Annotated in this window: 24 protein-coding genes and 1 riboswitch; of the genes, 6 read left to right on the plus strand and 18 right to left on the minus strand. The window is 72.7% G+C overall.

Annotation, left to right across the window (positions count from 1 at the left end; translation table 11 throughout):
* Positions 1–13: 13 nt before the first annotated feature.
* Entirely contained in the window at positions 14–154 is a 141-nt protein-coding gene (locus tag ACYQ8Q_RS08960) for an SCO1431 family membrane protein (protein WP_460063386.1), read from the minus strand.
* Positions 155–201: 47 nt separating this feature from the next.
* Positions 202–1,629, minus strand: a complete 1,428-nt coding sequence (locus ACYQ8Q_RS08965) for a peptidase C39 family protein (protein WP_460063388.1) — start codon at positions 1,627–1,629, stop codon at positions 202–204.
* A gap of 149 nt (positions 1,630–1,778) precedes the next feature.
* Between ACYQ8Q_RS08965 and ACYQ8Q_RS08970 the strand changes: the two genes are divergently transcribed.
* Both ACYQ8Q_RS08970 and ACYQ8Q_RS08975 read left to right on the plus strand, forming a co-directional pair.
* Positions 1,779–2,420 carry a uridine kinase family protein gene (locus ACYQ8Q_RS08970; RefSeq protein WP_460063390.1) on the plus strand — a complete coding sequence of 214 codons (642 nt, stop codon included), beginning with the start codon at positions 1,779–1,781 and terminating at the stop codon, positions 2,418–2,420.
* A 443-nt stretch (positions 2,421–2,863) separates the two neighbouring features.
* Entirely contained in the window at positions 2,864–4,729 is a 1,866-nt protein-coding gene (locus ACYQ8Q_RS08975; RefSeq protein ID WP_460063391.1) for an AAA family ATPase, read from the plus strand.
* A 113-nt stretch (positions 4,730–4,842) separates the two neighbouring features.
* Here ACYQ8Q_RS08975 and ACYQ8Q_RS08980 read toward each other — a convergent pair whose 3' ends face one another.
* The 9 genes from ACYQ8Q_RS08980 to ACYQ8Q_RS09020 all read right to left on the minus strand — a co-directional run bounded on the left by ACYQ8Q_RS08980 (position 4,843) and on the right by ACYQ8Q_RS09020 (position 12,246).
* Positions 4,843–5,928, minus strand: a complete 1,086-nt coding sequence (locus ACYQ8Q_RS08980) for a hemolysin family protein (protein WP_460063392.1) — start codon at positions 5,926–5,928, stop codon at positions 4,843–4,845.
* Positions 5,925–7,274, minus strand: a complete 1,350-nt coding sequence (locus tag ACYQ8Q_RS08985; protein ID WP_460063394.1) for a hemolysin family protein — start codon at positions 7,272–7,274, stop codon at positions 5,925–5,927. The genes ACYQ8Q_RS08980 and ACYQ8Q_RS08985 overlap by 4 nt, the downstream gene beginning before the upstream one ends.
* A 206-nt stretch (positions 7,275–7,480) precedes the next feature.
* Positions 7,481–7,963 carry a PH domain-containing protein gene (locus ACYQ8Q_RS08990; RefSeq protein ID WP_460063396.1) on the minus strand — a complete coding sequence of 161 codons (483 nt, stop codon included), beginning with the start codon at positions 7,961–7,963 and terminating at the stop codon, positions 7,481–7,483.
* A 32-nt stretch (positions 7,964–7,995) separates the two neighbouring features.
* On the minus strand, positions 7,996–8,850 hold the full coding sequence (hisG, locus tag ACYQ8Q_RS08995) for an ATP phosphoribosyltransferase (RefSeq protein WP_460063398.1): 855 nt from the start codon (positions 8,848–8,850) through the stop codon (positions 7,996–7,998).
* A gap of 49 nt (positions 8,851–8,899) precedes the next feature.
* Positions 8,900–9,172, minus strand: a complete 273-nt coding sequence (locus ACYQ8Q_RS09000; RefSeq protein WP_086760055.1) for a phosphoribosyl-ATP diphosphatase — start codon at positions 9,170–9,172, stop codon at positions 8,900–8,902.
* 34 nt (positions 9,173–9,206) lie between these two features.
* On the minus strand, positions 9,207–9,692 hold the full coding sequence (gene ribH, locus ACYQ8Q_RS09005; RefSeq protein WP_460063401.1) for a 6,7-dimethyl-8-ribityllumazine synthase: 486 nt from the start codon (positions 9,690–9,692) through the stop codon (positions 9,207–9,209).
* A 24-nt stretch (positions 9,693–9,716) separates the two neighbouring features.
* The gene (locus ACYQ8Q_RS09010) at positions 9,717–11,006 is read right to left on the minus strand and encodes a bifunctional 3,4-dihydroxy-2-butanone-4-phosphate synthase/GTP cyclohydrolase II (protein ID WP_460063404.1); all 1,290 of its coding nucleotides are present in this window, start codon (positions 11,004–11,006) and stop codon (positions 9,717–9,719) included.
* A complete protein-coding gene (locus tag ACYQ8Q_RS09015; protein ID WP_460063406.1) occupies positions 11,003–11,644 on the minus strand; it encodes a nicotinamide mononucleotide transporter family protein in 642 nt (213 codons plus the stop codon). Before ACYQ8Q_RS09015 ends, ACYQ8Q_RS09010 begins: the two co-directional genes overlap by 4 nt.
* Positions 11,641–12,246 carry a riboflavin synthase gene (locus ACYQ8Q_RS09020; RefSeq protein ID WP_460063407.1) on the minus strand — a complete coding sequence of 202 codons (606 nt, stop codon included), beginning with the start codon at positions 12,244–12,246 and terminating at the stop codon, positions 11,641–11,643. Before ACYQ8Q_RS09020 ends, ACYQ8Q_RS09015 begins: the two co-directional genes overlap by 4 nt.
* Positions 12,247–12,395: 149 nt before the next feature.
* Positions 12,396–12,526, minus strand: a riboswitch (FMN riboswitch).
* A 243-nt stretch (positions 12,527–12,769) separates the two neighbouring features.
* Here ACYQ8Q_RS09020 and ACYQ8Q_RS09025 point away from each other — a divergent pair.
* Both ACYQ8Q_RS09025 and ACYQ8Q_RS09030 read left to right on the plus strand, forming a co-directional pair.
* The gene (locus ACYQ8Q_RS09025) at positions 12,770–13,654 is read left to right on the plus strand and encodes an RNA polymerase sigma-70 factor (RefSeq protein ID WP_460063408.1); all 885 of its coding nucleotides are present in this window, start codon (positions 12,770–12,772) and stop codon (positions 13,652–13,654) included.
* 98 nt (positions 13,655–13,752) lie between these two features.
* Positions 13,753–14,511: an SDR family oxidoreductase gene (locus ACYQ8Q_RS09030; protein ID WP_460063410.1), complete on the plus strand. Its 759-nt coding sequence runs from the start codon at positions 13,753–13,755 to the stop codon at positions 14,509–14,511.
* Between the two features lie 15 nt (positions 14,512–14,526).
* On the opposite strand, the gene ACYQ8Q_RS09035 is transcribed toward ACYQ8Q_RS09030, so the two are convergent.
* Positions 14,527–15,711: an ROK family transcriptional regulator gene (locus ACYQ8Q_RS09035; protein ID WP_460063411.1), complete on the minus strand. Its 1,185-nt coding sequence runs from the start codon at positions 15,709–15,711 to the stop codon at positions 14,527–14,529.
* Positions 15,712–15,837: 126 nt separating this feature from the next.
* Between ACYQ8Q_RS09035 and ACYQ8Q_RS09040 the strand changes: the two genes are divergently transcribed.
* Positions 15,838–17,049 (plus strand): MFS transporter, encoded by a 1,212-nt coding sequence (locus ACYQ8Q_RS09040; protein ID WP_460063414.1) that lies wholly within the window; start codon positions 15,838–15,840, stop codon positions 17,047–17,049.
* Here ACYQ8Q_RS09040 and ACYQ8Q_RS09045 read toward each other — a convergent pair.
* Entirely contained in the window at positions 17,009–17,467 is a 459-nt protein-coding gene (locus tag ACYQ8Q_RS09045; protein ID WP_460063415.1) for an acyl-CoA thioesterase, read from the minus strand. The genes ACYQ8Q_RS09040 and ACYQ8Q_RS09045 overlap by 41 nt on opposite strands.
* 180 nt (positions 17,468–17,647) lie before the next feature.
* On the opposite strand from ACYQ8Q_RS09045, the gene ACYQ8Q_RS09050 reads away from it, so the two are divergent.
* On the plus strand, positions 17,648–18,367 hold the full coding sequence (locus ACYQ8Q_RS09050; protein ID WP_460063416.1) for a DUF5995 family protein: 720 nt from the start codon (positions 17,648–17,650) through the stop codon (positions 18,365–18,367).
* A 5-nt stretch (positions 18,368–18,372) separates the two neighbouring features.
* On the opposite strand, the gene ACYQ8Q_RS09055 is transcribed toward ACYQ8Q_RS09050, so the two are convergent.
* The 5 genes from ACYQ8Q_RS09055 to ACYQ8Q_RS09075 form a co-directional block, all read right to left on the minus strand.
* The gene (locus ACYQ8Q_RS09055) at positions 18,373–20,091 is read right to left on the minus strand and encodes a flavin monoamine oxidase family protein (protein WP_460063418.1); all 1,719 of its coding nucleotides are present in this window, start codon (positions 20,089–20,091) and stop codon (positions 18,373–18,375) included.
* Between the two features lie 72 nt (positions 20,092–20,163).
* Positions 20,164–20,943 (minus strand): carbon-nitrogen hydrolase family protein, encoded by a 780-nt coding sequence (locus ACYQ8Q_RS09060; protein WP_460063420.1) that lies wholly within the window; start codon positions 20,941–20,943, stop codon positions 20,164–20,166.
* Between the two features lie 166 nt (positions 20,944–21,109).
* Complete coding sequence (locus ACYQ8Q_RS09065; protein WP_460063422.1) at positions 21,110–22,204, minus strand: MFS transporter; 1,095 nt, start codon at positions 22,202–22,204, stop codon at positions 21,110–21,112.
* A 97-nt stretch (positions 22,205–22,301) separates the two neighbouring features.
* A complete protein-coding gene (locus ACYQ8Q_RS09070; RefSeq protein ID WP_460063424.1) occupies positions 22,302–23,768 on the minus strand; it encodes an HAD-IA family hydrolase in 1,467 nt (488 codons plus the stop codon).
* Between the two features lie 43 nt (positions 23,769–23,811).
* The gene (locus ACYQ8Q_RS09075) at positions 23,812–24,885 is read right to left on the minus strand and encodes an ABC transporter ATP-binding protein (RefSeq protein ID WP_460063425.1); all 1,074 of its coding nucleotides are present in this window, start codon (positions 24,883–24,885) and stop codon (positions 23,812–23,814) included.
* Positions 24,886–24,888 lie beyond the last annotated feature (3 nt).

The following is a 24,888-nucleotide window of genomic DNA, read 5'->3' on the forward strand; positions in this document are numbered from 1 at the left end:
CGAACAGCGGAGGTCAGAGCAGTCCGAGCCGGGTCACCAGCATCGCGACGACGGCGGCGAGGACCCAGCCCAGGACCTGCTCGGCGATCTTCGGGCCGTCCTCGCGCGGGCCGCCGGTACGGGTGCGGGCGGCGGGTGCGGCGTGTGCGGTCATGGTGTCCACTTTGCCACCGGCCGGGGCCTTTGCCGCCGAGATCTTGCTCACACGGTGACCCCCACCGCCTGCAGAGCCGCACACTGGCGCGCGGTCGGACGGACCGGGAAGTACAGGTAGCACACGCCCCCGCTGCCGGAGACGGTCTTGCCCGCCGCGTTGTAGCGCTTGGTCCTGAGCCAGATGTTCTCGAACTGCCGCCGTGCGTAGACGCGCCGCACCGAGGCGTCGTCCGCCGAGTTCGGATCGTTGGCGATCACATCGCCGTCCGCCGTGAACCCGATCACGGTCATCAGATGGCCGGCCGTGCCGTACCCCGCGCCCGTAAGCTCCTCCTTGAGGAAGGACTGGGACGTCACGGCCGGAATCCCCGCCGCGATCAGCGTCTCCAGATCGGTGAGGGACGCCAGCCGGGTGACCACGCTCTGGAGGCCGTCGAAGGTGGCCGCGTAGGCGGCGTTGAAGGGCCAGTTGCCGCAGCCCGCGTACTGGTGGTCGTAGGTGTACCGGGCGGCGTGGCACACCTGCGGGTCGGCGTAGGACGGGTCGACCCAGGTGAGCTGCGCGGGGGTCAGCCGGCCGCCCCAGTACTCGATGATCATCTGGGAGGAGGTCGGGCTGCACCAGGCCTCGCCGCCGTTGTCGTACTCCGGGTACTGACCCTGGTGGATCTCCTGCGAATAGCGCGGGACCGCCAGCTCGTGCGCGAGGCCGGGCGCCGAGGCGGGGACGGTGAAGCGGTCCGGGACGGCGGAGCCCATCACGCCGAGCCGCCACACGGTCGGGGTGAGCGTCGTGCCCGGTCGCCGGTACAGGGTCAGCCGGATTCGGTACGCGCCGATGCGCAGGCCCGTCGTGGCGTCGTCGACGGCGAGGGTGTCGGTCCACACGGTGCTGCGGCCGTCGGTCTGTCCGTCGACGGAGGCCCGTCTGATGTCCTGGTCGCCGGAGGCCCAGCGGCCCATCACGTACCAGGGGGTGTCGGAGCCGTCCGGGTACGTGGCCCGCAGTTCCACCTGGAGCCAGGTGCCGGCCGGGGTGCTCGCGTTCCAGGACGCGATCACCTCGGTGGCGGGGACGGCGAGCCGGTGCACGGGGGACGTCCAGGTCGCGTACTCCCAGTCGGCGGCGGTCCTGGCGTGCGGATCGGTGAAGGCCAGGGTGCCGGCGGGGCTGCCGAGGGCCAGGCCGGGCCGCTCGCCCGCGACGGCACGGGTGCCCTCCGCGGAGCCCGAGCTCCAGTCGGCGTACGTGAGCCAGGAGCGGAGGTCGACGGGCCGGGCGGGGGCGGCCCCGGCAGCCCGGGCTGCGGCCATGACCCCGGCGGCCTCGGCCCCGGCCCCGGCCGGGCCTGCGGCGTCCGGGGTCGCGCCGGGGCCCGGGGCGGCATGGGCCGGGACCGCGCCGCCCGCCACCACGGCGGCGACCGTGGCGGCAAGAACGGTTCTGCGGGAGGGGTGGTCTGAGCTGCTCATGGGCGGAAGGACCCCCAGGGTGTCCGGTGCACGACTGTGCGCCCACTATGAGCGCGGGCGGCCGCGCCCACCAGCACCGCAGCCCCGGAGGTCACCCGTGTCGCACTAGACTTCCGCGCCGTGCACGTCCGTATCCCGTATCCCGTCCTGTGAAGCCGCCAGGAGGCGCCGTCCGCCGGCTGGCCGCCCGGCTCCGCCGGCTCCCGCCGTCCTGCGGCCCGGTCCGGCTGATCGGGGTCGACGGGCACGCGGGCTCCGGGAAGTCCACCTTCGCGGGCCGACTGGCCGAGGCGCTCGGCGGGGCGCCGGTGCTGCATCTCGACGACATCGCCAGCCACGCGGAACTGTTCGCGTGGACCGGGCGGCTGCTGACCGAGGTGATCGAGCCGTTCGGCCGCGGGGAGAGCGCGCACTACTCCCCTTACGACTGGCGCGAGCACCGCTTCGGCCCGCCCCGGCCGCTGCCCGCGGCCCCCGTCGTCCTGATCGAGGGGGTCGGCGCCGGCCGCCGCGTCCTGCGTCCGCATCTGGCCTGTCTGCTGTGGTTGGAGATGGCGCCCGAGGAGGCCTGGGCGCGGGGGCGGGCGCGGGACGGGGAGGAGCAGCGGGAGTTCTGGGACGGATGGGTCCGGGCGGAGGCGCACCACTTCTCGGACGACCCTTCGCGCCCCCATGCCGGGCTGCTGGTACGGCAGTTGAGCGAGGGGTACGAGGTACTGCAGGGGCCGTCGGGAGACCCCGCGGAACACCCGGATGTCACCCACCGTGAGGGACCACCCGCGATGTGGTGAAGGTGTGAAAAGCCCTGCGCTCGAACTTCGCCGAGTGCCCCAACTTCGCTTGACCGGCGGCCCGGACAGGACTTACGTTCTCAATGTGCGGCAATCGCAGCCGCCCCAAGTCGCGAAGCCCCCGGTTGTTCCCCCGTGATCGGGGGCTTCGTTCTGCCCGCGCACCGCTCCGCACCCCCCGGTTCCGGACGCGCCACGGCGCCGTCCGCTCACCCAGGGTCACCGGTGCGGGATGCGCCCCGTCCGCTCCCACCTCGTCAAACGGCCTGGGCGGCACCCTTCGGCAGGCACTCCTCCGCAGGTACGATGCCCTCGGTGCGACCTACGGACAGCTGCTTCGCGCACCTTGCAACTCCGGTCCGCGGCACAGCGGTTCGACCAAGGCAGCCGGCGGGCGAGGGCCCGGTGGCAAACCGACGGGGGCACGGTTTGTGGGGGACGTGATGGATTTCGGCACGCAGGGCCTGGAGGCCCCGGCCGACCTCGCCTGGCTACGAGGCGTGGACGCCTACACCATGGGCGCGTATCCGCAGGCGGAAGAGGAGTTCCGCACGGCGGTGCGGATCGATCCCGGGATGGCCGACGGCTGGCTCGGGCTGCATGCGCTGCGCGTGGACACGACGACCGCGCTGCTGCGCATGTACCGGCACCGGGACCGGTTCGGCGAGCAGCGCGCCCGGCACCGCCGGACGCTCAACTCCTGGTACTGGCTGGGCTGGTGGGTACAGCCGGTGCTGGAGAGCCCGCGTGATCTGCTGCTCGCGCACGCCTCGCACTGGCTGGACGGACGGCATGTGCCCGAGCTGGACCGGGCGCTCGCCGGGCTCCCGCCCGTCGACGCCGATCACCAGGTCCGGTTTCTGCACGCCTGCCGCGCCTATCTGGTCAAGGACTGGGAGCAGCTCGTCCGGCACACCGACCCGCTCCTGGACGACCCGCTCCTCGGGATCGAGGCCGGGCTGTTCGGCGGGATGGCCCGGGTGCGGCTGGAGATGTACGGCCAGGCGGAACCGCTGCTCTCCGCCGCGCTGATGCGCTGCCGCAGCGAGCAGCCGCAGCGCAAGGAACTGCGGTACTGGCTGGCCAGGGCGCACGAGGGCACCGGCCGCTCGGCCGCCGCGCTCCCCCTGTACCGGGCGGTGCACCGGGTCGATCCCGCCTTCATGGACACCTCGGCCCGGCTCGCCGCGATCGCCGAGGGCGACGGCTACGACGACCCCGCCGACCTCGCGGCGATCACGCTCACCGGGATCGGGCAGGACGTGGGGGACGGCCCGGACGTCCTCGACCCGCTGTTCGGCACCGAGGGCCGCGACCTCAGACTCACCGACCCCTCGGACCTGCCGCCGGTGGGGCCGCTGCCGTCGGTCGCCGATCCGGCGGTCCGCGCGAAGACGGTGGTGGGATCCCCGCTGCCCGCCGGTCCCACCGACCCGGGCTTATTGGAGGAGGCGCTCGCCGAACTGGAGCGCATGGTGGGCCTGGAACCCGTGAAACGCCAGGTCAAGGCGCTGTCGGCACAGCTCAACATGGCCCGGTTGCGGGCCGGGCAGGGCCTTCCGGTCCAGCCGCCCAAACGGCATTTCGTCTTCTCCGGCCCCTCCGGCACCGGCAAGACCACGGTGGCCCGCATCCTCGGCCGGGTCTTCTACGCCCTCGGTCTGCTCGGTGGCGACCATCTGGTGGAGGCCCAGCGGGCCGATCTGGTCGGCGAGTACCTCGGCCAGACCGCCGTCAAGGCCAATGAACTGATCGACTCCGCCCTCGGCGGGGTCCTCTTCGTGGACGAGGCGTACTCGCTCTCCAACTCCGGGTACGGCAAGGGCGACGCCTACGGCGACGAGGCGCTCCAGGTGCTGCTGAAGCGGGCCGAGGACAACCGGGACCATCTGGTGGTGATCCTGGCCGGCTATCCGGAGGGCATGGACCGGCTGCTCACCGCCAACCCCGGGCTGTCCTCCCGCTTCACGACCCGCGTGGACTTCCCCTCGTACCGCCCCCTCGAACTCACCTCCATCGGCGAGGTGCTGGCCGCCGAGAACGGTGACGCGTGGGACGAGGAGGCGCTGGACGAGCTGCGCTCGATCGCCGGCCACGTCGTCGACCAGGGGTGGATCGACGAGCTGGGCAACGGGCGGTTCCTGCGGACGCTGTACGAGAAGAGCTGCGCGTACCGGGATCTGCGGCTGTCGACGTACCCCACGGCGCTGACCCGGGACGACCTGTCGACCCTGCGGCTCCCCGACCTCATGCAGGCGTACGGCGAGGTGCTGTCGGGGCGGGGACCGCAGGATCCGTCGGCGATGTAGCCGGGGGCGACCGGAACCGCCCGGGGGCGCGGGGCTGTATCGATATGCGGCTCCGGCGCGTGGGCGCGATCAGCCGTCACGCGCCCGCAGACGGAACGGTCGCCGCCGCGGCCCTACGACGCCATCGCCTCCTCCGGCTCGCCGCTGGCCCTCGGCTCCGTCAGCCGGACCTCCGGGACGTCCCGGTGCGCCGGGTCGGTGACCTCGCCGACCAGGAGTTCCAGTACGTCCTCCAGGGCGGCCAGGCCCAGGACCTTGCCGGAGGCGTCCGCGACCTGGGCGAGATGGGTGGCCGCGCGGCGCATCACCGTCAGGGCGTCGTCCAGGGGCAGGTCCGAGCGCAGGGTCGTCATCGGGCGCCACAGCTGCTGGGGTACCGCCCGCTCGGAGTCCTCCACGTCGAGGACGTCCTTCACATGGACATAGCCCATGAAGGCGCCGTTCTCCGCGGCGACGGGGAAGCGGGAGTAGCCGGTCCGGGCGGTGAGCTCGACGATCTGGCCCGGGGTGACCGACGGAGGCACCGTGATCAGCGACTCCCGCTTGAGGAGGACGTCGGTCACCGGACGCGAGCCCAGTTCCAGCGCGTCCTCCAGGCGCTCCTGCTCCTCGGGGTCGAGGAGGCCCGCCTGGCCGGAGTCCTCCAGCAGCCGGTTGAGCTGCTCGCTGGTGACGACGGCCTCGACCTCGTCCTTGGGCTCGACCCGGAAGAGCCGCAGGATGGCCTGGGCGCAGGAGCCGAGGGCGACCGTGATCGGACGGCAGACCCGCGCGAAGGCGACCAGGCCCGGGCTGAGCCACAGGGCCGCCTTCTCGGGGGCCGCCATCGCGAGGTTCTTCGGAACCATCTCGCCGATGACCAGGTGGAAGAAGACCACGGCGGCCAGGGCGATGACATAGCCCAGCGGGTGGATCATGCCGTGCGGGAGGTGGATCCACTCGAAGAACGGTTCCAGCAGCTCGGCCACGGTCGGTTCGGCGACCGCGCCGAGGGTGAGGGAGCACAGGGTGATGCCGAACTGGGCGGCGGCCATCATCTGCGGCAGGCGCTCCAGACCGTGGAGGACCTGGCGGGCGCGCGCGGTGCCCAGGGGCTCGATCTGGCTGCGGCGCACGGAGACGAGCGCGAACTCGGCGCCCACGAAGAAGCCGTTGGCCAGCACGAGCAGCGCGGCGAAGACGAGTTGGAGGACGCTCATCGGGCGGCCTCCGCGACCTGGGCCGCCGCAGCCTGACCGAGCCGGCCGACATGGACCAGCCGGACCCGTTCGGCCCGGTAGTGGCCGACCCGGCGCACGGACAGCCGCCAGCCGGGCAGTTCCGCCCGGTCGCCGACGGCCGGGATGCGTCCGAGCAGGTCGGCGACGAGGCCGGCGACCGTCTCGTACGGCCCCTCGGGCACCTCCAGGCCTATCCGCTGGAGGGTGTCGACCCGGCAGCTGCCGTCGACGTCCCAGGCGGGCTTGCCCTCCTCGGGCGGGGCGGCGGCCAGTTCGGGGGTGTCCTGGCCGTCGTGCTCGTCGCGGACCTCGCCGACGATCTCCTCGACGATGTCCTCCAGGGTGACCACGCCCGCCGTGCCGCCGTACTCGTCGACGACGACGGCGATGGGCTGCTCGCTGCGCAGCCGGGCCAGCAACGGCTGGACGGGCAGGGTCTCGGGCACCAGCAGCGCCGGGCGGGCGATCCGGGCGACGGGGGTGCGCAGCCGGTCCTGGACGGGGACGGCCAGGGCGTCCTTGAGGTGGGCCATGCCGACGATCTCGTCGATCTTCTCGCGGTAGACGGGGAAACGGGACAGGCCGGTGGCCCGGGTCAGATTGACCACGTCCTCGGCGGTGGCCGAGGACTGCAGGGCGCTGACCTTCACCCGCGGGGTCATCACATGCTGGGCGGTCAGCTCGGCCAGCGACAGGGTGCGGACGAACAGGTCCGCCGTGTCCTGTTCGAGGGCGCCCGCCTGGGCGGAGTGGCGGGCCAGGGAGACGAGTTCGCCGGGGGTGCGGGCCGAGGCCAGCTCCTCGGTCGGCTCGACGCCCAGGGCGCGCACCAGCCGGTTGGCGACGGTGTTGAGCGCCGAGATCACCGGCCGGAACAGGCGGGAGAAGGCGTGCTGCGGTCCGGCGACGAACCGCGCGACCTGGAGGGGCCTGGACACCGCCCAGTTCTTGGGCACGAGTTCGCCGACCACCATCTGGACGGCGGAGGCGAGCAGCATGCCGACGACCACGGCGACACCGGAGACGACGCCCTCGGGGACACCGATCGCGGTGAACGGGGTGTGCAGCAGCTCCGCGAGCGCCGGTTCGGCGAGCATGCCGACGACGAGCGAGGTGATGGTGATGCCGAGCTGGGTGCCGGAGAGCTGGAAGGACAGCTCCTTGAGGGACTCCACGACCGTACCGGCTCGTCTGTCGCCTTCGGCGGCGGCCTTCTCCGCTTCCGGCCGCTCGACCGTGACGAGGCCGAACTCGGCGGCCACGAAGAAGCCGTTGGCCAGGATGAGCAGGAACGCGGCTGCCAGGAGCAGCAAGGGGATGGTCATGATGCCGCCGCCTCCGGAACGTGCCGGATGGGGGCGGCGCAGGTACTACAGGACGAACCGTCCATCGCCGGAGAGGGTCACTCCTCGGGTAGCAGGAAACCCCTGTGCACCGGCAGGGCACCACAGGGGTGGAGGCACAAGGGGAACGCCTCCGTCACCAGATTAATCAAGACAGGGCCTTGAGCGGCAGGGGCGGCGACCCCGAGTCAGCCCCGATCTTGCCCGGTGGGCGTCTCGGGGTCCCGGACCGAGCGGGCCTCGACGAGGGCGCGCAGGGCCCGGGCGTCCGTGATGGCCTGCTGCTTGTTGATGCCGGGCTGGATGCCGAGCGCGGGCAGGCTGGTGCCGTCGGTGAGGTTCAGGAACACCCAGGGGTCGCCCGGACGGAGGTTCACCTGGATGATCTCGGCCCAGTCGAGCCGTCGCCTGCTCGCGATGTTCACCACGGTGACCCCGCTGTCGTCGGCGACGACCCGGACGCGTGCGAGCTGGGCCAGCGCCCAGAAGATCAGGGCGCCGGTGACGACGAAGCTGAGCCGCTCCCCCGGGCCGAGCTTCTCCAGCAGCATGGCGACGCCGGAGATGACGAGGAAGATCACCACCCCGGCCGAGAGCAGCACCGCGCGGGTGCGGCCCGGCCGGAAGGTGACGGGGAGGGAGGGCAGCTCGCTGCCCGCGAGATCGGACATGTTCCCGGTGGAGGTCGTGGTCGAGTTCGAGGTCAGAGGCGGCAGGCGTGGATCGCCGTGGTGAGGATGGCGCGGGCGCCGATGTCGTACAGGTCGTCCATGATCCGCTGCGCCTCCTTGGCGGGGACCATGGCGCGGACGGCGACCCAGCCCTCGTTGTGCAGCGGGGAGACGGTCGGCGACTCCAGGCCCGGGGTCAGCGCGACGGCCTTCTCCAGCTGCTCGACACGGCAGTCGTAGTCCATCATCACGTAGGTCCGGGCGACCAGGACGCCCTGGAGGCGGCGCAGGAACTGCTGCACCTTGGGCTCGGCCTCGTCGGGCTCCGCGTCGGTGCGGCGGATCACGACGGCCTCGGACTTCATGATGGGCTCGCCGAAGACCTCCAGGCCCGCGTTGCGCAGCGAGGTGCCGGTCTCGACGACGTCGGCGATGACCTCGGCGACGCCCAGCTCGATCGCGGTCTCGACGGCGCCGTCGAGGTGGACGACGGAGGCGTCGATGCCGTGCTCGGCGAGGTGGCCCTCGACGATGCCCTCGTAGGAGGTGGCGACGGTGCGGCCCTTGAGGTCCTCCACGCCGTTCGCCGTGCCCGGCTTGGCGGCGAAGCGGAACGTGGAGCGGGCGAAGCCGAGCGGGAGGATCTCCTCGGCGTCGGCGCCGGAGTCGATCAGCAGGTCGCGGCCGGTGATGCCGATGTCGAGCTTGCCGGAGGAGACGTAGATCGCGATGTCGCGGGGGCGCAGATAGAAGAACTCGACCTCGTTGGCCGGGTCGACGATCCGCAGTTCCTTGGACTCGCGGCGCTGCCGGTAGCCGGCCTCATGCAGCATCTCCGCCGCAGGGCCTGACAGGGAACCCTTGTTGGGGACGGCGATGCGCAGCATGAGGTCGGCTTCCTTCGCGTGAGAGGTGGGTGTCGGTCGGATCAGGGGTTCACAGGTGGGCGTAGACGTCGTCCAGCGAGATCCCGCGGGCGACCATCATCACCTGGACGTGGTAGAGCAGCTGCGAGATCTCCTCGGCGGCCGCCTCCTTGCCCTCGTACTCGGCGGCCATCCAGACCTCGGCGGCCTCTTCGACGACCTTCTTGCCGATGGCATGGACGCCCTTGCCGACGAGTTCTGCGGTGCGGGAGGTGGCGGGGTCGCCGGTGGCGGCCTTCTGCTGGAGCTCGGTGAAGAGCTCCTCGAACGTCTTCTTGGACATGGTGCGTCCCACCCTAGCCGTAATGCCGGGCCGCCTACCTCCAGGGTTCAGATACTGAGCGGAGGGTGGCCGCGGTGGCCACGGCGGCGGTCACGGCCTCGTGCCCCTTGTCCTCGTTCGAGCCCTCCAGACCGGCCCGGTCGAGGGCCTGCTCCTCGGTGTCGCAGGTGAGGACGCCGAAGCCGATGGGGACACCGGTCTCGACGGAGACCTGGGTGAGGCCCTGGGTGACGCCTCCGCACACATAGTCGAAGTGCGGGGTGCCGCCGCGGATGACGACGCCGAGGGCGACGATCGCGTCGTAGCCGCGGCCCGCGAGGACCTTGGCGACGACCGGCAGCTCCCAGCTGCCGGGGACCCTGAGCAGGGTCGGCTCGTCGATGCCCAGGTCGTGCAGGGCGCGCAGCGCGCCGTCGACCAGGCCGTCCATCACCTTCTCGTGCCACTGGGCCGCGATGACGGCGACCCTGAGGTCACCCACATTGCGTACGGACAGTTCCGGTGCGCCCTTGCCGCTCACGTCTCTCCTCGAGGTGTTTCTTGCTTACTGGTTGCCGCAGGGGGACACGGGGGCCGCGTCCAGCCAGGGCAGGTCGTGTCCCATCCGGTCCCGCTTGGTGCGCAGGTAGCGGATGTTGTGCTCGCCCGCCTGGACGGGCATCGGCACCCGGTCCGTGACCTTCAGGCCGTGCCGGACGAGCGCGTCGCTCTTCTCGGGGTTGTTGGTCATCAGACGGACGCTGCGCACGCCGAGGTCGGCGAGGATCTGCGCGCCCGCCCCGTAGTCGCGGGCGTCGGCGGGCAGGCCCAGTTCCAGGTTGGCGTCGAGGGTGTCGTGGCCCTGCTCCTGGAGCTCGTAGGCCCGCAGCTTGGACAGCAGGCCGATACCGCGTCCCTCGTGGCCGCGCAGGTAGACGACGACGCCCCGGCCCTCGCTCTGAATGCGCTCCAGGGAGGCGTCGAGCTGGGGGCCGCAGTCGCAGCGCTGGGAGGCGAAGATGTCGCCGGTGAGGCATTCGGAGTGGATCCGGACCAGCACGTCCTCGCCGTCGCCGAGCTCGCCGCGGACGAGGGCGACGTGCTCGACGCCGTCGGCGGTGGAGCGGTAGCCGTACGCCGTGAAGGTGCCGTGGACGGTGGGCAGCCGGGTCTCGGCCTCGCGGCGGACGGTCGGCTCGGCGCTGCGGCGGTAGGCGATCAGGTCCTCGATGGAGATGATCGTCAGGCCGTGCTTGCGGGCGAACGGGATCAGTTCGGGCAGCCGGAGCATCCGGCCGTCCTCGCCGGCGATCTCCACGATCGCGCCGGCCGGGCGCAGTCCCGCGAGGCGGGCGAGGTCGACGGCGGCCTCGGTGTGGCCGTTGCGGGTCAGGACCCCGCCGGAGCGGGCGCGCAGCGGGAAGATGTGGCCGGGGCGGACGAAGTCCGTCGGTTCGGCGTCACCGCTCGCCAGGAGCCGGAGGGTGGTGGCGCGGTCGGAGGCGGAGATCCCGGTGGTCACACCGTGCGCGCCGGAGGCGTCGACGGAGACGGTGAAGGCGGTCTTCATCGACTCGGTGTTGTCCTCGACCATCTGAGGGAGCTTCAGCCGGTCGAGTTCGTCGCTCTCCATGGGGGCGCAGATCAGGCCGCGGCACTCGCTCATCATGAACGCGATGATCTCGGGGGTGGCCTTCTCGGCGGCGACGACGAGGTCGCCCTCGTTCTCGCGGTCCTCGTCGTCGACGACCACGATCGGGCGGCCGGCCGCGATGTCGGCGATGGCCTGCTCGACGGGGTCGAGGCTGAGGTCGTCGAGGCCGTCGGTGCTGTACAGGATCGGTGCCGTGCTCATGCCGGCGCTCCTTCCAGGGTGGGGCGCGCGGCCTTGCGGGAGCGCAGCCACCAGTCGCGCATGCCCCACAGGACGAGCGCGCCGTAGATGACGTAGACGAAGCCGGAGAAGGCGTAGCCGTTGGCGAAGTTGAGGGGGACACCGACCAGGTCGACGAGGAGCCAGGCGATCCAGAACTCGACCATGCCGCGGGCCTGGGCGTACATGGCGACGACGGTGCCGACGAAGATGTAGGCGTCCGGCCAGGGGTCCCAGGACAGGGACGGGTAGGCCTTGAAGAGCAGGGCGACGGCGACGGTGCCGGCGGCGGCCGCGCCGACCATGGCGCCGCGCTCGGTCCAGGTGGCGAACCGCGGGGCGATGTGGCCGTCGCCGGCCTCGCCCTTCTGCCGCTTCCACTGCCACCAGCCGTACAGGGCGACGGCCATGACGATCGCCTGCTTGCCCGCGCTGCCGGTCAGATGGCCGAAGAAGGCGCCGAAGAGGATCAGGCCGGCCAGGAACTGGACGGGCCAGCTCCAGAGGGAGCGCCGCCAGCCGAGGACGAGGGCGATCAGACCGGTGATGTTGCCGATCATGTCCGTCCAGAGGATGTCCTTGCCGAAAGCGGTGAACGCCACGGAGGTCAGCCAGTTCACTTGTCGGCTCCCTGGGAGCTCGCGAGCAGCCGCTCGACGTACTTGGCGACGATGTCCACCTCGAGGTTGACCGGGTCGCCGGGCTGCTTCAGGCCGAGCGTGGTCAGGGCGAGGGTGGTGGGGATGAGGCTGACGGTGAAGTGGTCGGGGCCGGCCTCGACGACCGTGAGGCTGATGCCGTCGACGGTGATGGAGCCCTTCTCGACGACGTACCGGGCGAGTCCGGCCGGGAGGGAGACCTTGACGATCTCCCAGTTCTCGGAGGGCTTGCGCTCCAGGACCTGACCGGTGCCGTCGACGTGTCCCTGGACGATGTGCCCGCCGAGGCGGGAGCCGACGGCGGTGGGGCGTTCGAGGTTGACGCGGGAGCCGACGGCGAGGGCGCCGAGGCTGGAGCGGTCGAGGGTCTCGGCCATGACGTCGGCGGTGAACTCGTCGCCCTCGTGCTCGACGACGGTGAGACAGACCCCGTTCACGGCGATGGAGTCGCCGTGCTTCGCGCCGTCGGTGACGACGGGGCCGCGCAGCCGGAAGCGGGAGGCGTCGCCGAGATTCTCGACGGCGGTGACCTCACCCAGTTCTTCGACGATTCCGGTGAACACTTCCCGGGTCCTCCTGCCTCATTCGGGCACGGACTCCGGGGCCTGTCGATGACGACAGCAGACACGAGCGGGGACATCGGGGGGCGACGCCGACGGACTCGTCCGCCTGGACGAGTACACATACGGCGGCGCGCACGAATGCCCGCCCGCCGCGCACTGCCTCCCATCCGGACTTTAACCGTCGGTCCAGGAATTTCACCTGGTCAACCGGCCACTGGAAGTGACCGGGTCGCGGACTGTAACCGCCGGTTCGGACTTTCACCGACCCCGGAGTGCGCTGCTTTAGGTACAGGGCCAGTGTGCCACGCCCGATCGTGGTCCATACGGGCGAAGTATGTGGGCTCGCTCACAGAGACAGAGGGGCACCCGACAGCTGGTCCAGACCTGTTGACCTATTGGTCTAGTCCTCTTAGGGTCGTCGGGTGCGTCCGGCGGCGGTGACGACGGCCCTTGCCCGTCGCCGGGCCTCCCAGCCCGGGGCTCCCGGCGCGGGCCGCCTCCCGGGCTCTGACAGGGTGAGCCCATGACGACGAGCGCGAGCGCCGACGAGTTCGAGACGCACCGTCCCCGGTTGTTCGGGCTCGCGTACCGGATGCTCGGTTCGGCCGAGGAGGCCGAGGACGCGGTCCAGGACGCGTATCTGCGCTTCAGCGGGGCCGACCGCACCGCGATCGCCCATCCGGCGGCCTGGCTCGCGAAGACCGTCACCAACCTCTGTCTGACCCGCCTGACTTCGGCGCGGGCACGACGCGAACGCTATACCGGGCCCTGGCTGCCCGAGCCCGTGGTCACCTCCGACGGCACGCTCGGCCCCCTGGAGTCGGCCGAGCAGCGGGACGCCGTGTCGCTCGCGATGCTGGTGCTGCTGGAGCGGCTGACACCGACCGAGCGGGCGGTGTACGTGCTGCGGGAGGCGTTCGCCTACGGCCACCGGGAGATCGCCGGGGCGCTCGACCTGAGCGAGGCCAACTGCCGCCAGCTGTACCGGAGGGCGGTGCGGCGGCTGGCGGCCGGGGAAGGCCGTTTCGACGTTCCCGTACGGCGACGGGAGGAACTGGTCGCCTCCTTCCTGACGGCGGCCCGGGACGGCGACCTCGCCGCTCTGGAGCGGCTCCTCGCGGCCGACGTGACCTGGTGGGGCGACGGCGGGGGCCGGGTCAGCGCGGCCCGGCGGCCGATCGAGGGGCGCGAGAAGGTGCTGCGGTTCCTGGCCGGCGGCTCGCGGAGCTTCGCGGCCGGCTTCATGTACACCGCCGTCGAGCTCAACGGCGCCCCGGGGCTGCTCGCCCTGGACGGCGGCGCCCTGGTGGCCGCGATCGGCTTCGACTGCGGTCCGGACGGGATCACCGGCCTGCGGGCGGTGCTCAACCCGGACAAGCTGGACTTCGTACGACGTCAGCTCGCGTGATCGCGGGGTCTGTCACATTCGGCGGGCACCGCTCGGTCTCAGCGGGCGGAGGGCGCGTCCGTCCGGGCGCGCCCCGGTGTCCGAAGGAGCTGAACAGCATGACCACGATCCTGGTGACCGGCGGTACCGGAACCCTCGGCAGGCTCGTCACCGAGCGGCTGCGGGCGGACGGGCACGAGGTGCGGGTGCTGAGCCGGCACAGCCGGCCGTACGCCGTCGATCTGCGGGAGGGCGGACCGGCGCTGGATGCGGCCCTGACCGGGGTGGACACGGTCGTGCACTGCGCCAGCACCCCGCGCGGGGGCGACGAGAAGGCGGCCGCGCAGCTGATCGCGGCGGCCCGGAGGGCGGGGGTACGGCACCTCGTGTACATCTCGATCGTCGGGGTGGACCGGGTGCCGTTCGGGTACTACCGGGCGAAGCTGGCCGTCGAGCGGCTGGTGGCGGACTCGGGGCTGGGCTGGACCGTGCTGCGCGCGACCCAGTTCCACGATCTGGTGCTCCAGGTGCTGGAGGCGCTGGCCAGGGTGCCGGTGCTGGTGCTGCCGGCCGGGGTGAGCGACCAGCCGGTGGAGGTGGCCGAGGTCACCGACCGGCTCGCGGAACTGGCGGCCGGGGAACCGGCGGGGCGCGTCGAGGACATGGCGGGACCCGAGGTCCGTACGTTCGAGTCGCTGGCCCGCGCCTATCTGAAGGCGAGCGGCAAGCGGCGCCGGGTGGTGAACCTGCCGCTGTTCGGCGCGGCCTACCGGGCGTTCCGCGCAGGCGGCCACCTGGCCCCGGAACGGGCCGTGGGAAAGGGAACGTTCGAGGACTTCCTGACAGCACGCACGCGCAGGCCCGGCAGGGCTGACTGACCCGCACCGCGCGCCTCACGGCGCGCCGAAGAGTTCCTCCTGCGCGGACTCCCTGGCGGTGAGCAGTGCTCCGCGCAGGACCGCCGTGCCGCCGAGACGGCTCGGCCTGACCTCGGTGGGCAGGGGCGTCATGCGCCGGAGCCGCTCGGCCACCCGGTCGGCCAGCTCCGGCCCTCCCGCCTGCCCGATCTCGCCCCCGAGGACCACACACCCGGGGTCGAGGACGGCCACGACCGAGGCGACCCCGAGCGCGATGCGGTCGGCGAGGGCGTCGAGGAAGGACACCGGTCCCACGGCGTCGCCCCGCCCCAGCGCCTCGCGGACCACGGCCGCCCCGGACGGCTCCTCCCCCTCCGGCCGGGCCGTCAGCCCATGCCGCGCCGCCAGTGCGGTGATCGCCGCCGAGCCGGCCAGGGAATGGAAACCCCCCTCGCAGTCCGCGGCCGACGGGAGCCCCTCCGCGCCCGGGACCGGAAGGAAACCTATCTCTCCGGTACCGCCGGAGGCACCGCGGCGCAGGGTGCCGTCGAGGACGACGGCGGCGCCGGTGCCGTGGCCGAGCCAGAGCAGGACGAAGGTGTCCCGGTGCCGCGCGGCGCCCTCCCGCTGCTCGGCGAGCGCGGCGAGGTTGGTCTCGTTCTCGACGCTCACGCGCGCGTGCGGGAAGCGTTCCTGAAGGGCCGCCACCAGACGGCGGTGCCATTCGGGCAGGCCGATGGAGTTGCGCAGCTCTCCCCCGGCCGGGTCGATCAGCCCCGGAGCGCCGATGCCGACGGTGTGCAGCCGGTCGGCGCCGGCCTCCTTCACGGTCCGCTCGACGAGCGTCACCGCCTGCTCCACGGCCGGACCGGTGCCGATGTCACCGGCGATCGGCACGGAGGCCTCCGCCAGGAGCCGGCCCACCAGGTCGGACACCCGGACGGTGACCCCCTCGGTGCGCACGTCCAGCGCCGCGAGATGCGCACGGTCGGCGACCAGGCCGTACAGCTTGGCGTTGGGTCCGCGCCGCTGTTCCCCCGCCTCCCCGGCGACCTCGATGAGTCCGGCGGCCGTGAGGCGTTCGACGAGGTCGGCGACCGTCGGCCGGGACAGGCCGGTGAGTTCCTTCAGCCGTCCCGCCGTCAACGGGCCTTCGTCCTGGAGCAGTTGCAGGGCCAGCCGGTCGTTGATGGCCCGGGCGGTGCGCGGCGATGCGGGCATGCGGGGAATCCTCCCACGGGGCGGACGGACGCCGGTCCGAGAGCGCTCTCTTTTTATCAGGCAGGGTTCCTGATAGTTTACGGCGGCACCGCGCCGGAGCGGTGCGCGGCCGGGAGGGGCGGAAGAATGAGCGAAGTGGTCCACGCACCGTCGGAGGTACGGCGCGCCCGGTACGCCGTGGCGGCCGTGTTCACCGTGCACGGCGCGGTGACCGGCTCGTTCGCGACCCGGGTGCCGTGGATCCAGGACCACGCGGGGGTGAGCGCGGGCCAGTTGGGGTTCGCCCTCGCCTTCACCGCGTTCGGCGCCTCCTGCTCGATGCCGCTGGCCGGCCGGATCGCGCACGGCCTCGGCACCCGGACGGCCCTGAGCCTGCTCGTCTCCCTGTGGACGCTCTCCCTCACCCTGCCGTCGCTCGCCCCGAACCTGCTGACGCTGTGCCTGGCGATGTTCGCCTACGGCGCGACCTCGGGCATGGCCGACGTGGTGATGAACGCGCTCGGCGTGGAGGTGGAGCGGCGGCTCGGGAAGTCGATCATGTCGGGGCTGCACGGCATGTGGAGCGCCGGGGCACTGATCGGCTCGGCGGGCGGGACGCTCGCGGCGCATCTCGGCGCGGACGCGCGCGTGCACCACGCGCTGGCGGCCGCCGTCCTCACCGCGCTCGGTCTGCTGGCCTGCCGGTGGGTGCCGGACCTGCGCCCGCAGGAGGACGAGGAGCCGCCGCCGCGCTTCGCGCTGCCGCCCCGCTCGGCCCTGCTGATCGGCGCGGTCGGATTCTGCGCGGTGTTCGCGGAGGGGGCGAGTCTGGACTGGTCGGCCGTCTATCTGCGCGATCAGCTGGAGACCTCGGCCGGACTCGCGGCGGCCTGCACGACCGGCTTCATGCTGACCATGGCGGTGGCCCGGCTCGTGGGCGACGCGGTGGTGAACCGCTTCGGCACGGTGCGGACCGTGCGGGCGGGCGGGGCGCTGGCCGCGCTGGGCGGGCTGCTGATCGTGCTCGCCGGGCATCCCGCGGTCGCGATGACCGGGTTCGGGCTGATGGGGCTCGGGATCGCCGTGGTCGTACCGCTGTGCTTCGCCGCGGCCGGGCACAGCGGGCCGAACCCCAGTCAGGCCATCGCGGGCGTCGCGACGATCACGTACACCTCCGGGCTGATCGCCCCGAGCCTGATCGGCGGGGTGGCGCAGGCGACGAGCCTGGTGGTGTCGTTCGGCGTGGTGACGCTGCTGGCGTGCGGGCTCGCCGTGTTCGCGGGAGTGCTGCGCGGCGGCGGGCGGACCGGCGCGAAGGTCAGTCCGCGGGCCGCAGCAGTGCCCGACCCGCGGCCCTGAAGCCCTCGCTCCACGGCGTCGGCCGCAGGGTGGCCGCGTCGAGCCGGACGAGGACCCGGGTGCCGCGCGCGTACGTCGTGCCGCCGTCGGCCGCGCAGAGGCGGAAGCCGTACGTCAGCCCGGTGGTGCCGAGCCGCTCCAGCCAGAGGTGGACGGCGTACGCGCCGCTGCGGGTGACCGGGACGTCGTAGCCGATGAGCAGCTCCTTGACCACGTTGCAGGCGTCCCCGGCGGCCGCCCAGTCGCCCTCGAAGCGGACGCCGTTCGCCTCCCAGAACTCGGTCCACGCCCGCTCGACCAGCAGCGGGTAGCGGGCGTTGTGCAGCATGCCGAGCGCGTCGAGGTCGTCGAAGTGGACGGTGACGGGGATCAGCCGGCCGTACGACAGGGCGGGGGCGATCGGGGCTTCGGCGGTCACGGGCGGGACTCCTGTGTATGTATGGGGCAACGACGCCATCGTACGGGGTCGCTAAGCGGTCGCTCACCTTCCGGTCGGTGGGCTTTCGCCGGCTCCCGCGCGGCGGGCCCGTTCCCCCGTTCCGGGGAAGCGTCCGGCCCGCCGACGCGCGGGGCGGCCCCGGGCTGCCACCCTTCCCCCATGCCGCAATCGGAACAGTTCACCCCGGCCGTCGACCCGGCGCTCGACGCGAGCGTGCACGACGTGATCGCCCGGATGCGGGCCCTGGACGCGGCCCTGCCGGTCTCCGACGGGATCGCGGTCTTCAACCGGGTCTACCTCGCCGTGACCCAGGAGGTCGACCGGCGCATCGACACGGGCCGCTTCCCGGACGCCCGGGCCGCGCGCACCCTGGACCTGCGGTTCGCGGAACGCTATCTGGCCGCGGTGGACGCGGCCGTGACCGACCGGCGCCCGCCCGCCTGCTGGCGCCCGCTGTTCCAGATGCGCCGCCATCCCGGCGTACGGCCGCTGCAGTTCGCGCTCGCCGGCATCAACGCGCACATCGGGCACGACCTGGCGCTCGCCGTGGTGGACGCCTGCCGTGACCTCGGCTGTGAACCGGCCGATCTGGCGGACGAGTACGAGCGGGTGGGGGATCTGCTCGTCGCGCTGGAGGAACGCGTCCGCGAGGACTTGATGCCGGGCCCCGACGTGCTCCAGATCGCCGATCCGCTCACCCATCTGCTGGGCTCCTGGAGCCTGGAGCGGGCCCGGGACGCCACCTGGACGGCGGCCCGGGCGCTGTGGGCGCTGCGCCGGCTGCCCGATGTCGCCGGGGAGTTCACCGAACGCCTGGACACGGCGGTGGGGTTCGCGGGGCGCATGCTGCTCACGCCCCTGCGGGACCGGCGGGACTGAAGCGCTCAGTCCTCCGGCAGCTCGACCGGGGCGATCTCGTCGTACACGTCGCCCGGGCCCGGGTTGCCCGCGTCGGTCGCGCCGCCGAAGTGGTGCATCACGCCCCAGACCGCGTTGAGCGCGGTCTGGACGGCGCCCTCGGCCCAGCCCGCCGTCCAGGAGATGTCGTCGCCGGCGAGGAAGATGCCCCGCTTGTCCTCGGGCAGCCGGTCCTGCATGAAGTGGGTGAACAGGCGCCGCTGGTAGCGGTAGTGGCCGGGCAGGTTGGCCTTGAACGCGCCCATGAAGTAGGGCTCGTTCTCCCAGGAGACGGTCACCGGGTTGCCGATGACGTGCTTCCTGATGTCGACCTTCGGGTAGATCTCGCCGAGCGACTTCAGCATGACCTCCATCCGCTCGTTCGCGGACAGCGGCAGCCACTTCAGGCTGTCGTCGCACCAGGTGTAGGAGAGACAGATGACGGCGGGCTTGTCCGGACCGTCGTCGAGCAGGTAAGTCCCGCGTGTCATGCGGTCGGTGAGCGTCATCGACATGACGTCCCGGCCCGTCGGATTGCCCCTGTCGTCGACGGCCTTGTCGAGCCAGAACGGCCGGTCGACGGGCACGAAGAGCTTCGAGGACTCCATGTAGTGGGTGCGCTCGATCGCCGTCCAGTGGTCGATCGGGAACAGCGAGTCGTCGCAGTCGATCTTCGACAGCAGCATCCAGGACTGGGCGGTGAAGATCGCCGCCCGGTAGGTGCGGATGTCGCCGTTCGCGTCGGTCACCGTGATCCGGTCACCGGCCGTACGGTGCATCCGGGTCACGGCCGGACGGGGCTCGCCGCCCTCGTGCAGGCTCGCCAGCGAGGTGCCGTACGCCCAGTGGACGATCTTCTCCGGCTCGCGCTCCCACAGCCGCACCGGCAGCTGCTGGGAGCCGCCGACGATCCCGCGGTGGTGGTCGTCGGCCTCGGTGTAGACGACGCGGAGGATCTCCAGGATGGAGTTGGGGAAGTCGGTGTCCCAGCCGCCGGTGCCGAAGCCGACCTGGCCGAAGATCTCCCGGTGCCGGAACGACCTGAAGGCCTCGGAGTCGCAGAGGAAGCCGTAGAAGGTCTGGTTGTCGAGCTTCTCGACGAGCTTCGCCCAGATCTCGCGGATGCGCGGCACGTCCCGCTCGCGCATCGCGCGGTTCATGTCGGAGAAGTCGGCGCCTTCTTCGAGACACTTGTTCCATGCCTCGGCGACATCGCGGTAGACCTGCGGCAGGTCGTCGATCGTCTCGGCGTAGTGGGACTCGCCCTTGAGGTCGACGACGGTCGAAGGGGTCGCCTCGGCAAGGGGGTTGGGGAAGGGGCTGGTCTCGAGCCCGACCAGGTCGATGTAGTGCTGGAGGGCCGTGGAGGAGGGCGGGAACCGCATCGCGCCCATCTCGGCGGTGAGCCCCTCGGCGCCGGCGCCGTCGAAACCGACGGTCCGCAGCCGGCCGCCGATCCGGTCGGCCTCGTACACGACGGGCTTCAGGCCCATCTTCATCAGCTCGTACGCGGCCACGATGCCCGACAGTCCGCCGCCGATGACCGCGACCTCGGTGCCGTGCCCGGTCGCCGGTATCTGGCCGAGGCCCGCCGGGTGCGCGAGGAAGTCGTCGTACGCGTACGGGAAGTCCGGGCCGAACATGGTGATCGGGGGCTGCTGCGGCTCGTCGGTGTGCTCGACGGCGTTGGGCACCATGGACGTCATGGGGTGAGGGCTCCTTGCGGCTTACGGCGCGCGAATCGAGACGTGCGGCTGACGACGGGAAGGTTCGGGGGCTCAGACGTAGAGCTCGGGACGCCGGTCCCGCAGATACGGGTTGGCCTCGCGGGAGGCGGCGAGGGCGGCCGGGTCGGTGTCGGCGAGGACCAGCTCCTCACCGCGTCCGGCACGGGCCCGGGCCACCCCGTCGGGACCGGCGAGGGTGGAGAGCCCGACGAACTCGAACTCGCCCTCCTGACCGACCCGGTTGACGTAGGCGACGTACAGCTGGTTCTCGAAGGCGCGCACCGGGATCATCGACTCGGCGACGAACTGGAACGGGTGCATCTGCGCGGTCGGGACGAGCAGCAGGTCCGTGCCGGCCAGGGCGTGGGCCCGGACGTTCTCCGGGAACTCGACGTCGTAGCAGATCAGGAGGCCGACGGTGAGCCCGCCCAGCTCGGCCTGGACGACGGGCCGCTCCCCCGGGACGAAGTGGTCGTGCTCGAAGCAGCCGAAGAGATGGGTCTTGCGGTAGTTCGCGAGCCGGGTGCCGTCGGCGGAGATCAGCTGCGCGGAGTTGTACACGCCCTCGCCGGACCGCTCCGGGTAGCCGTAGGCGACCGCGACCCCGTGCCGGGCGGCCAGCTCGGCGATCGCGTCCGCGGAGTCGCCGTCGGCGGGCTCGGCGAGGCGCGCGATGTCGTCGCCGATCGCGTAGCCGGTGAGGAACAGCTCCGGCGCGACCAGCAGCCCGGCGCCCGCGGCGGCGGCCCGGCCCGCGGCCTCGTCGAGGACCTTGAGGTTCTCGACGACCGAGCCGGGGCGGCCGGAGCTCTGGAGCAGGGCTGTGCGCATGCGGGGTCCTCATCGGGCGAAGGGGGGCAGGGGGCCGCCCGGAGCGTTTCGGGGGCCTCCTAGACGGTACGGTCGGGCGCTCGGGCCGGACAAGGAGGAGCCGTTGCGCGCCGGTAAGCGATTCGTTGCGTAGGCCGACGGCCGCGCGGCGATTCGTTGCGCGCCCTCACCGGCGCCTTCCCCGGGCCACCGCCACCGCCGTCACCAGGTACGGCACCGCGCACAGCGCGAACACCGTGCCGTGCGGGAACGTCGAGCCGAGGGCGCCGTACGCGCCGTAGACACCGATGGTCAGCACCTCGGTGCCGAGACCCGCGACGGAGGTGAGGGTGGCCCGGCCGGTGGACTCGATGCGCCGCTGGAGGCGGGCGTCGGCGACGACGGTCGCGAGCTGGAAGCCGCCGAAGGCCAGGGCGACGAGGGCGATGCCGGCCGGGCTGCCGGTGAGCGCACCGAGGGCCAGGACGAGCGCGGAGCCGGTGAGCAGGGCGGCGAGTCCCGTCCGGCCGAGCCGTTCGGCGGGGCCGGTCAGCAGACTGCCGGCCGTGACCGCGGCCCAGAGCAGCATCAGGAAGTACGGGACGGCCGGCTCGGACACACCGGTGTCCCGCACCAGCAGGGGCGTGTACTCGTCGAGGGCTCCCCACACCGCCGCCACGGCCGGGACGAGCAGCAGGGCGCCGCGCACCGAGCGGTCGCGGCGGGCGTCGCCGAGGCCGGTCCGCAGGGTGGCGGTCCAGCTCTCCCCGTGGTCCGGGGCCGTCCGGTGCTCGGGGAAGCGGGTCGCCGTCGCGGCGCACAGCACACAGGCCAGCACGCTCGCCGCGCCGACCGCCGGGTAGCCGCCGGCTGCGAGGACCGGTCCGGCCAGGCCCGTCGCCGCCGTCACGGCCACCTGGCCGGCCGCGTGGGAGCGGCCCATCACGCGCGCGTACCGGTCGGCCGCGCCGAGCCGCTCCAGCTCGTCGTAGACCAGTGCCTCCAGCGCGCCGGAACCCAGCGCTCCGCGGACGCCCCACAGGACGAATCCGGCGGCGAAGGCCCAGAACGACGGGAAGAGCACCCACAGGGCGAAGCCGGCGCCGCCCAGCAGCGGGCCCAGCCACAGCAGCAGACGGCGCGAGACGGCGTCGGCCCAGGCGCCGGAGGGGACCTCGAGCAGGACGCCGGTGAGCGACCACAGGACGAACAGGGCCGACATCTGTCCGACGGACAGCCCGGTGTCCGCGAACAGCAGCGCGTACACCGGGTAGAGCAGCACGAACTCGTCGAGGAACGCGTACGCGTAGAGCGTGGCGGTCAGCCGACGGGTGCCGGGGGCGGTCGTGGATCAATGTCGCCAGGTCATGCCACCGATGTTAGACACCGTCCGGCGCGCTGCCCAGCCGGTTTCCGGGGACGGCGAAGGTGGTGATCACCGCCGCGTGGTCGGAGGGCCAGTCGTTGTCCTCGACGTCCGGCCAGGGTCGGGGGCTGCCGGTGACATGGGTCCGCGACTCCAGGACCGTGAGGCCCCGGTGGAGCACGAAGTCGATCCGGTCCTGGGGCTCGGGGCGGCCGCTGCCGTCCTCGTGCTCGGTGTGCACGGGGGACCAGGTGTGTCCGGGTTCCCGTGCGGGGTCGGGGTGGGCCTCGCGGTAGGAGTCGGCGAGCCCCGCCCGCTCGGCCGCCCTGGTCACCGGCCAGGCCACGTCCGGCCAGTCGAGGTGGGAGGGGCTGTTGAAGTCGCCGACGAGGACGACCGGCACCGCCGGGTCGAGGCGGCGCAGGGCGTCCCGCAGCTGGGCGAGCCGCACCTCCTCGTGGGCGATCAGCCCGTCGGCCGGCAGCCCGTCGAAGGCCGCCTCGTAGGGGCCGTACGGCGTGTAGTCGAGGTGGACCGTCCAGACGTCGACCTCGGTGCCGTCCACGTCGAGCCGGACCCCGGCCGCCCCGTAGAAGCCCACGTCCGGGTCGCCGAGGACGGCGGTGATCGGGTGGCGGCTGATCACGCCGAGGTTCTCCCCGGCCCGGTGGTGGTGCCAGCCGAGCGCCTCGGCGAGCTCCCCGGCGGCGGTGCCGTACGTCTCCTGGAGGCCGACCACGTCCACCTCGGTCTCGGTGATCGCCTTGAGCTGCTTGGCCCGGTGGTCGTGGACCTTGGTGCCGCCGTACCAGAGGTTCCAGGTCATGACCCGCAGCCGGGGCGGGGTCAGCGCGCGCAGCCGCTCGGGGGTCACGTCCTCCAGGCTGGTGAGCACGGTCCGGCCGGGGGCGGCTCCGATGGGGGCGAGCGAGGGCACCGCGAGGACGGCGCAGCCCGCCGCCTCGGCGGAGGCGACACCGGTCTCGGTGTCCTCGACGGCCACGCAGGCCGCGGGGTGGACGCCGAGGGCGCGGCAGGCGGCGAGGTAGGGGTCGGGGGCCGGCTTGGTGTGCTCGGTGTCGTCGGCGGTCACGGAGATCGCGAAGCGGTGGGCGCCGAGCGCTTCGAGGACGGTGTCGGCGACGGCCCGGGGGGAGGCGGTGACCAGGGCGGTGGGCACGCCGTCGCGGGCCAGGGCGTCGAGCAGGGCGAGCGCGCCGGGGCGGGGGACGATGCCGGTGCGCACCCGGTCGGCGAACTCCCGGTGGAGGGTGTCGGCGAGGTCCGCGGCCGGCCGGCCGCTGGTCGCGGCCAGCCAGTCGGCCGTGTGCTCCACGGGCCGGCCGAGCACCTCCGGCTGGTCCGCTTCGGTCAGGGCCCGGCCGGCCACCCGTTCCACCGCCTCCCACCACAGCCGCTCGGTGTCGACGAGCGTGCCGTCCATGTCGAACAGGACGGCCTGGAGCGGGAGTCGAGTCACGGTCACACTCTTTCTGCGCAGTGGGGGGATGTGCGGAGGGGGATCAGGGGGTGCGTGCGGCGACCAGGACCGGACGCTCGGGCAGCGACACGGTGACGGTGGTCCCCGCGCCGAGGCCGCCGGCCTCGTGTGCGGGCAGGTCGGCCTTCACCTCGGTGCCGTCGGCGAGCTTGACGGTGACGCGGACGGCGGCGCCCAGGAACGACGTGGCGACCACCCGGGCGGACCCGTCGCCGTCGGCGCGTACGCCGACCGCCTCGGGCCGCACCAGCACGTCGACGTCCGGGCCGGCCGGCACGGGTCCGTCGACGGGCAGCCGCTGTCCGAGCACCTCGACGCCGCCGTCGGCGAGCCGTCCGGGTATCCGGCTCATGGTGCCGACGAACTCGGCGACGAAGGCGGTGGCGGGCCGGCCGTACAGCTCGGAGGGCGGCGCGCACTGTTCGAGCCGGCCGGCGTGCATCACGGCGACCCGGTCCGCCATGGACAGGGCCTCCTCCTGGTCGTGGGTGACGAACAGGGTGGTGATGCCGAGGTCCTGCTGGAGCCGGCGGATCTCCTCGCGCAGGCTGAGGCGCACCTTGGCGTCCAGCGCGGACAGCGGTTCGTCGAGGAGCAGCACCCGGGGGCGCAGGGCGAGGGCGCGGGCCAGTGCGACGCGCTGCTGCTGGCCGCCGGAGAGCTGGTGGGGGTACTGGCCGCCCTTGTCGGCGAGGCCGACCAGTTCCAGCAGCTCGGCCGCCCGCGCCCGCCGTTCGGAGGTGCGGACCCCCCGCATGCGCAGTCCGAAAGCCACGTTGTCGAGGGCGTCCAGGTGCGGGAAGAGGCTGTACGACTGGAAGACCATCCCGGCGTCGCGGCGGTGGGCCGGGATCCGGGTGACGTCCTCGCCGTCGATCAGCACCTCGCCGGAGTCGGGGTGTTCGAACCCGGCGAGCATGCGCAGTGCGGTGGTCTTGCCGCAGCCGGAGGGGCCGAGCAGGGCGAGGAGTTCACCGGGGCGGACGGTCAGGTCGAGTCCGTCCAGGGCGACGGTGGGCCCGAACTCCCTGCGCAGGCCCCGGAATTCCACGGTGGCTGCGGTCGTCGCCGTCTTGTCGGGCGCGGTCACGGTCATGGT

Source organism: Streptomyces sp. YKOK-I1, assembly GCF_054660435.1.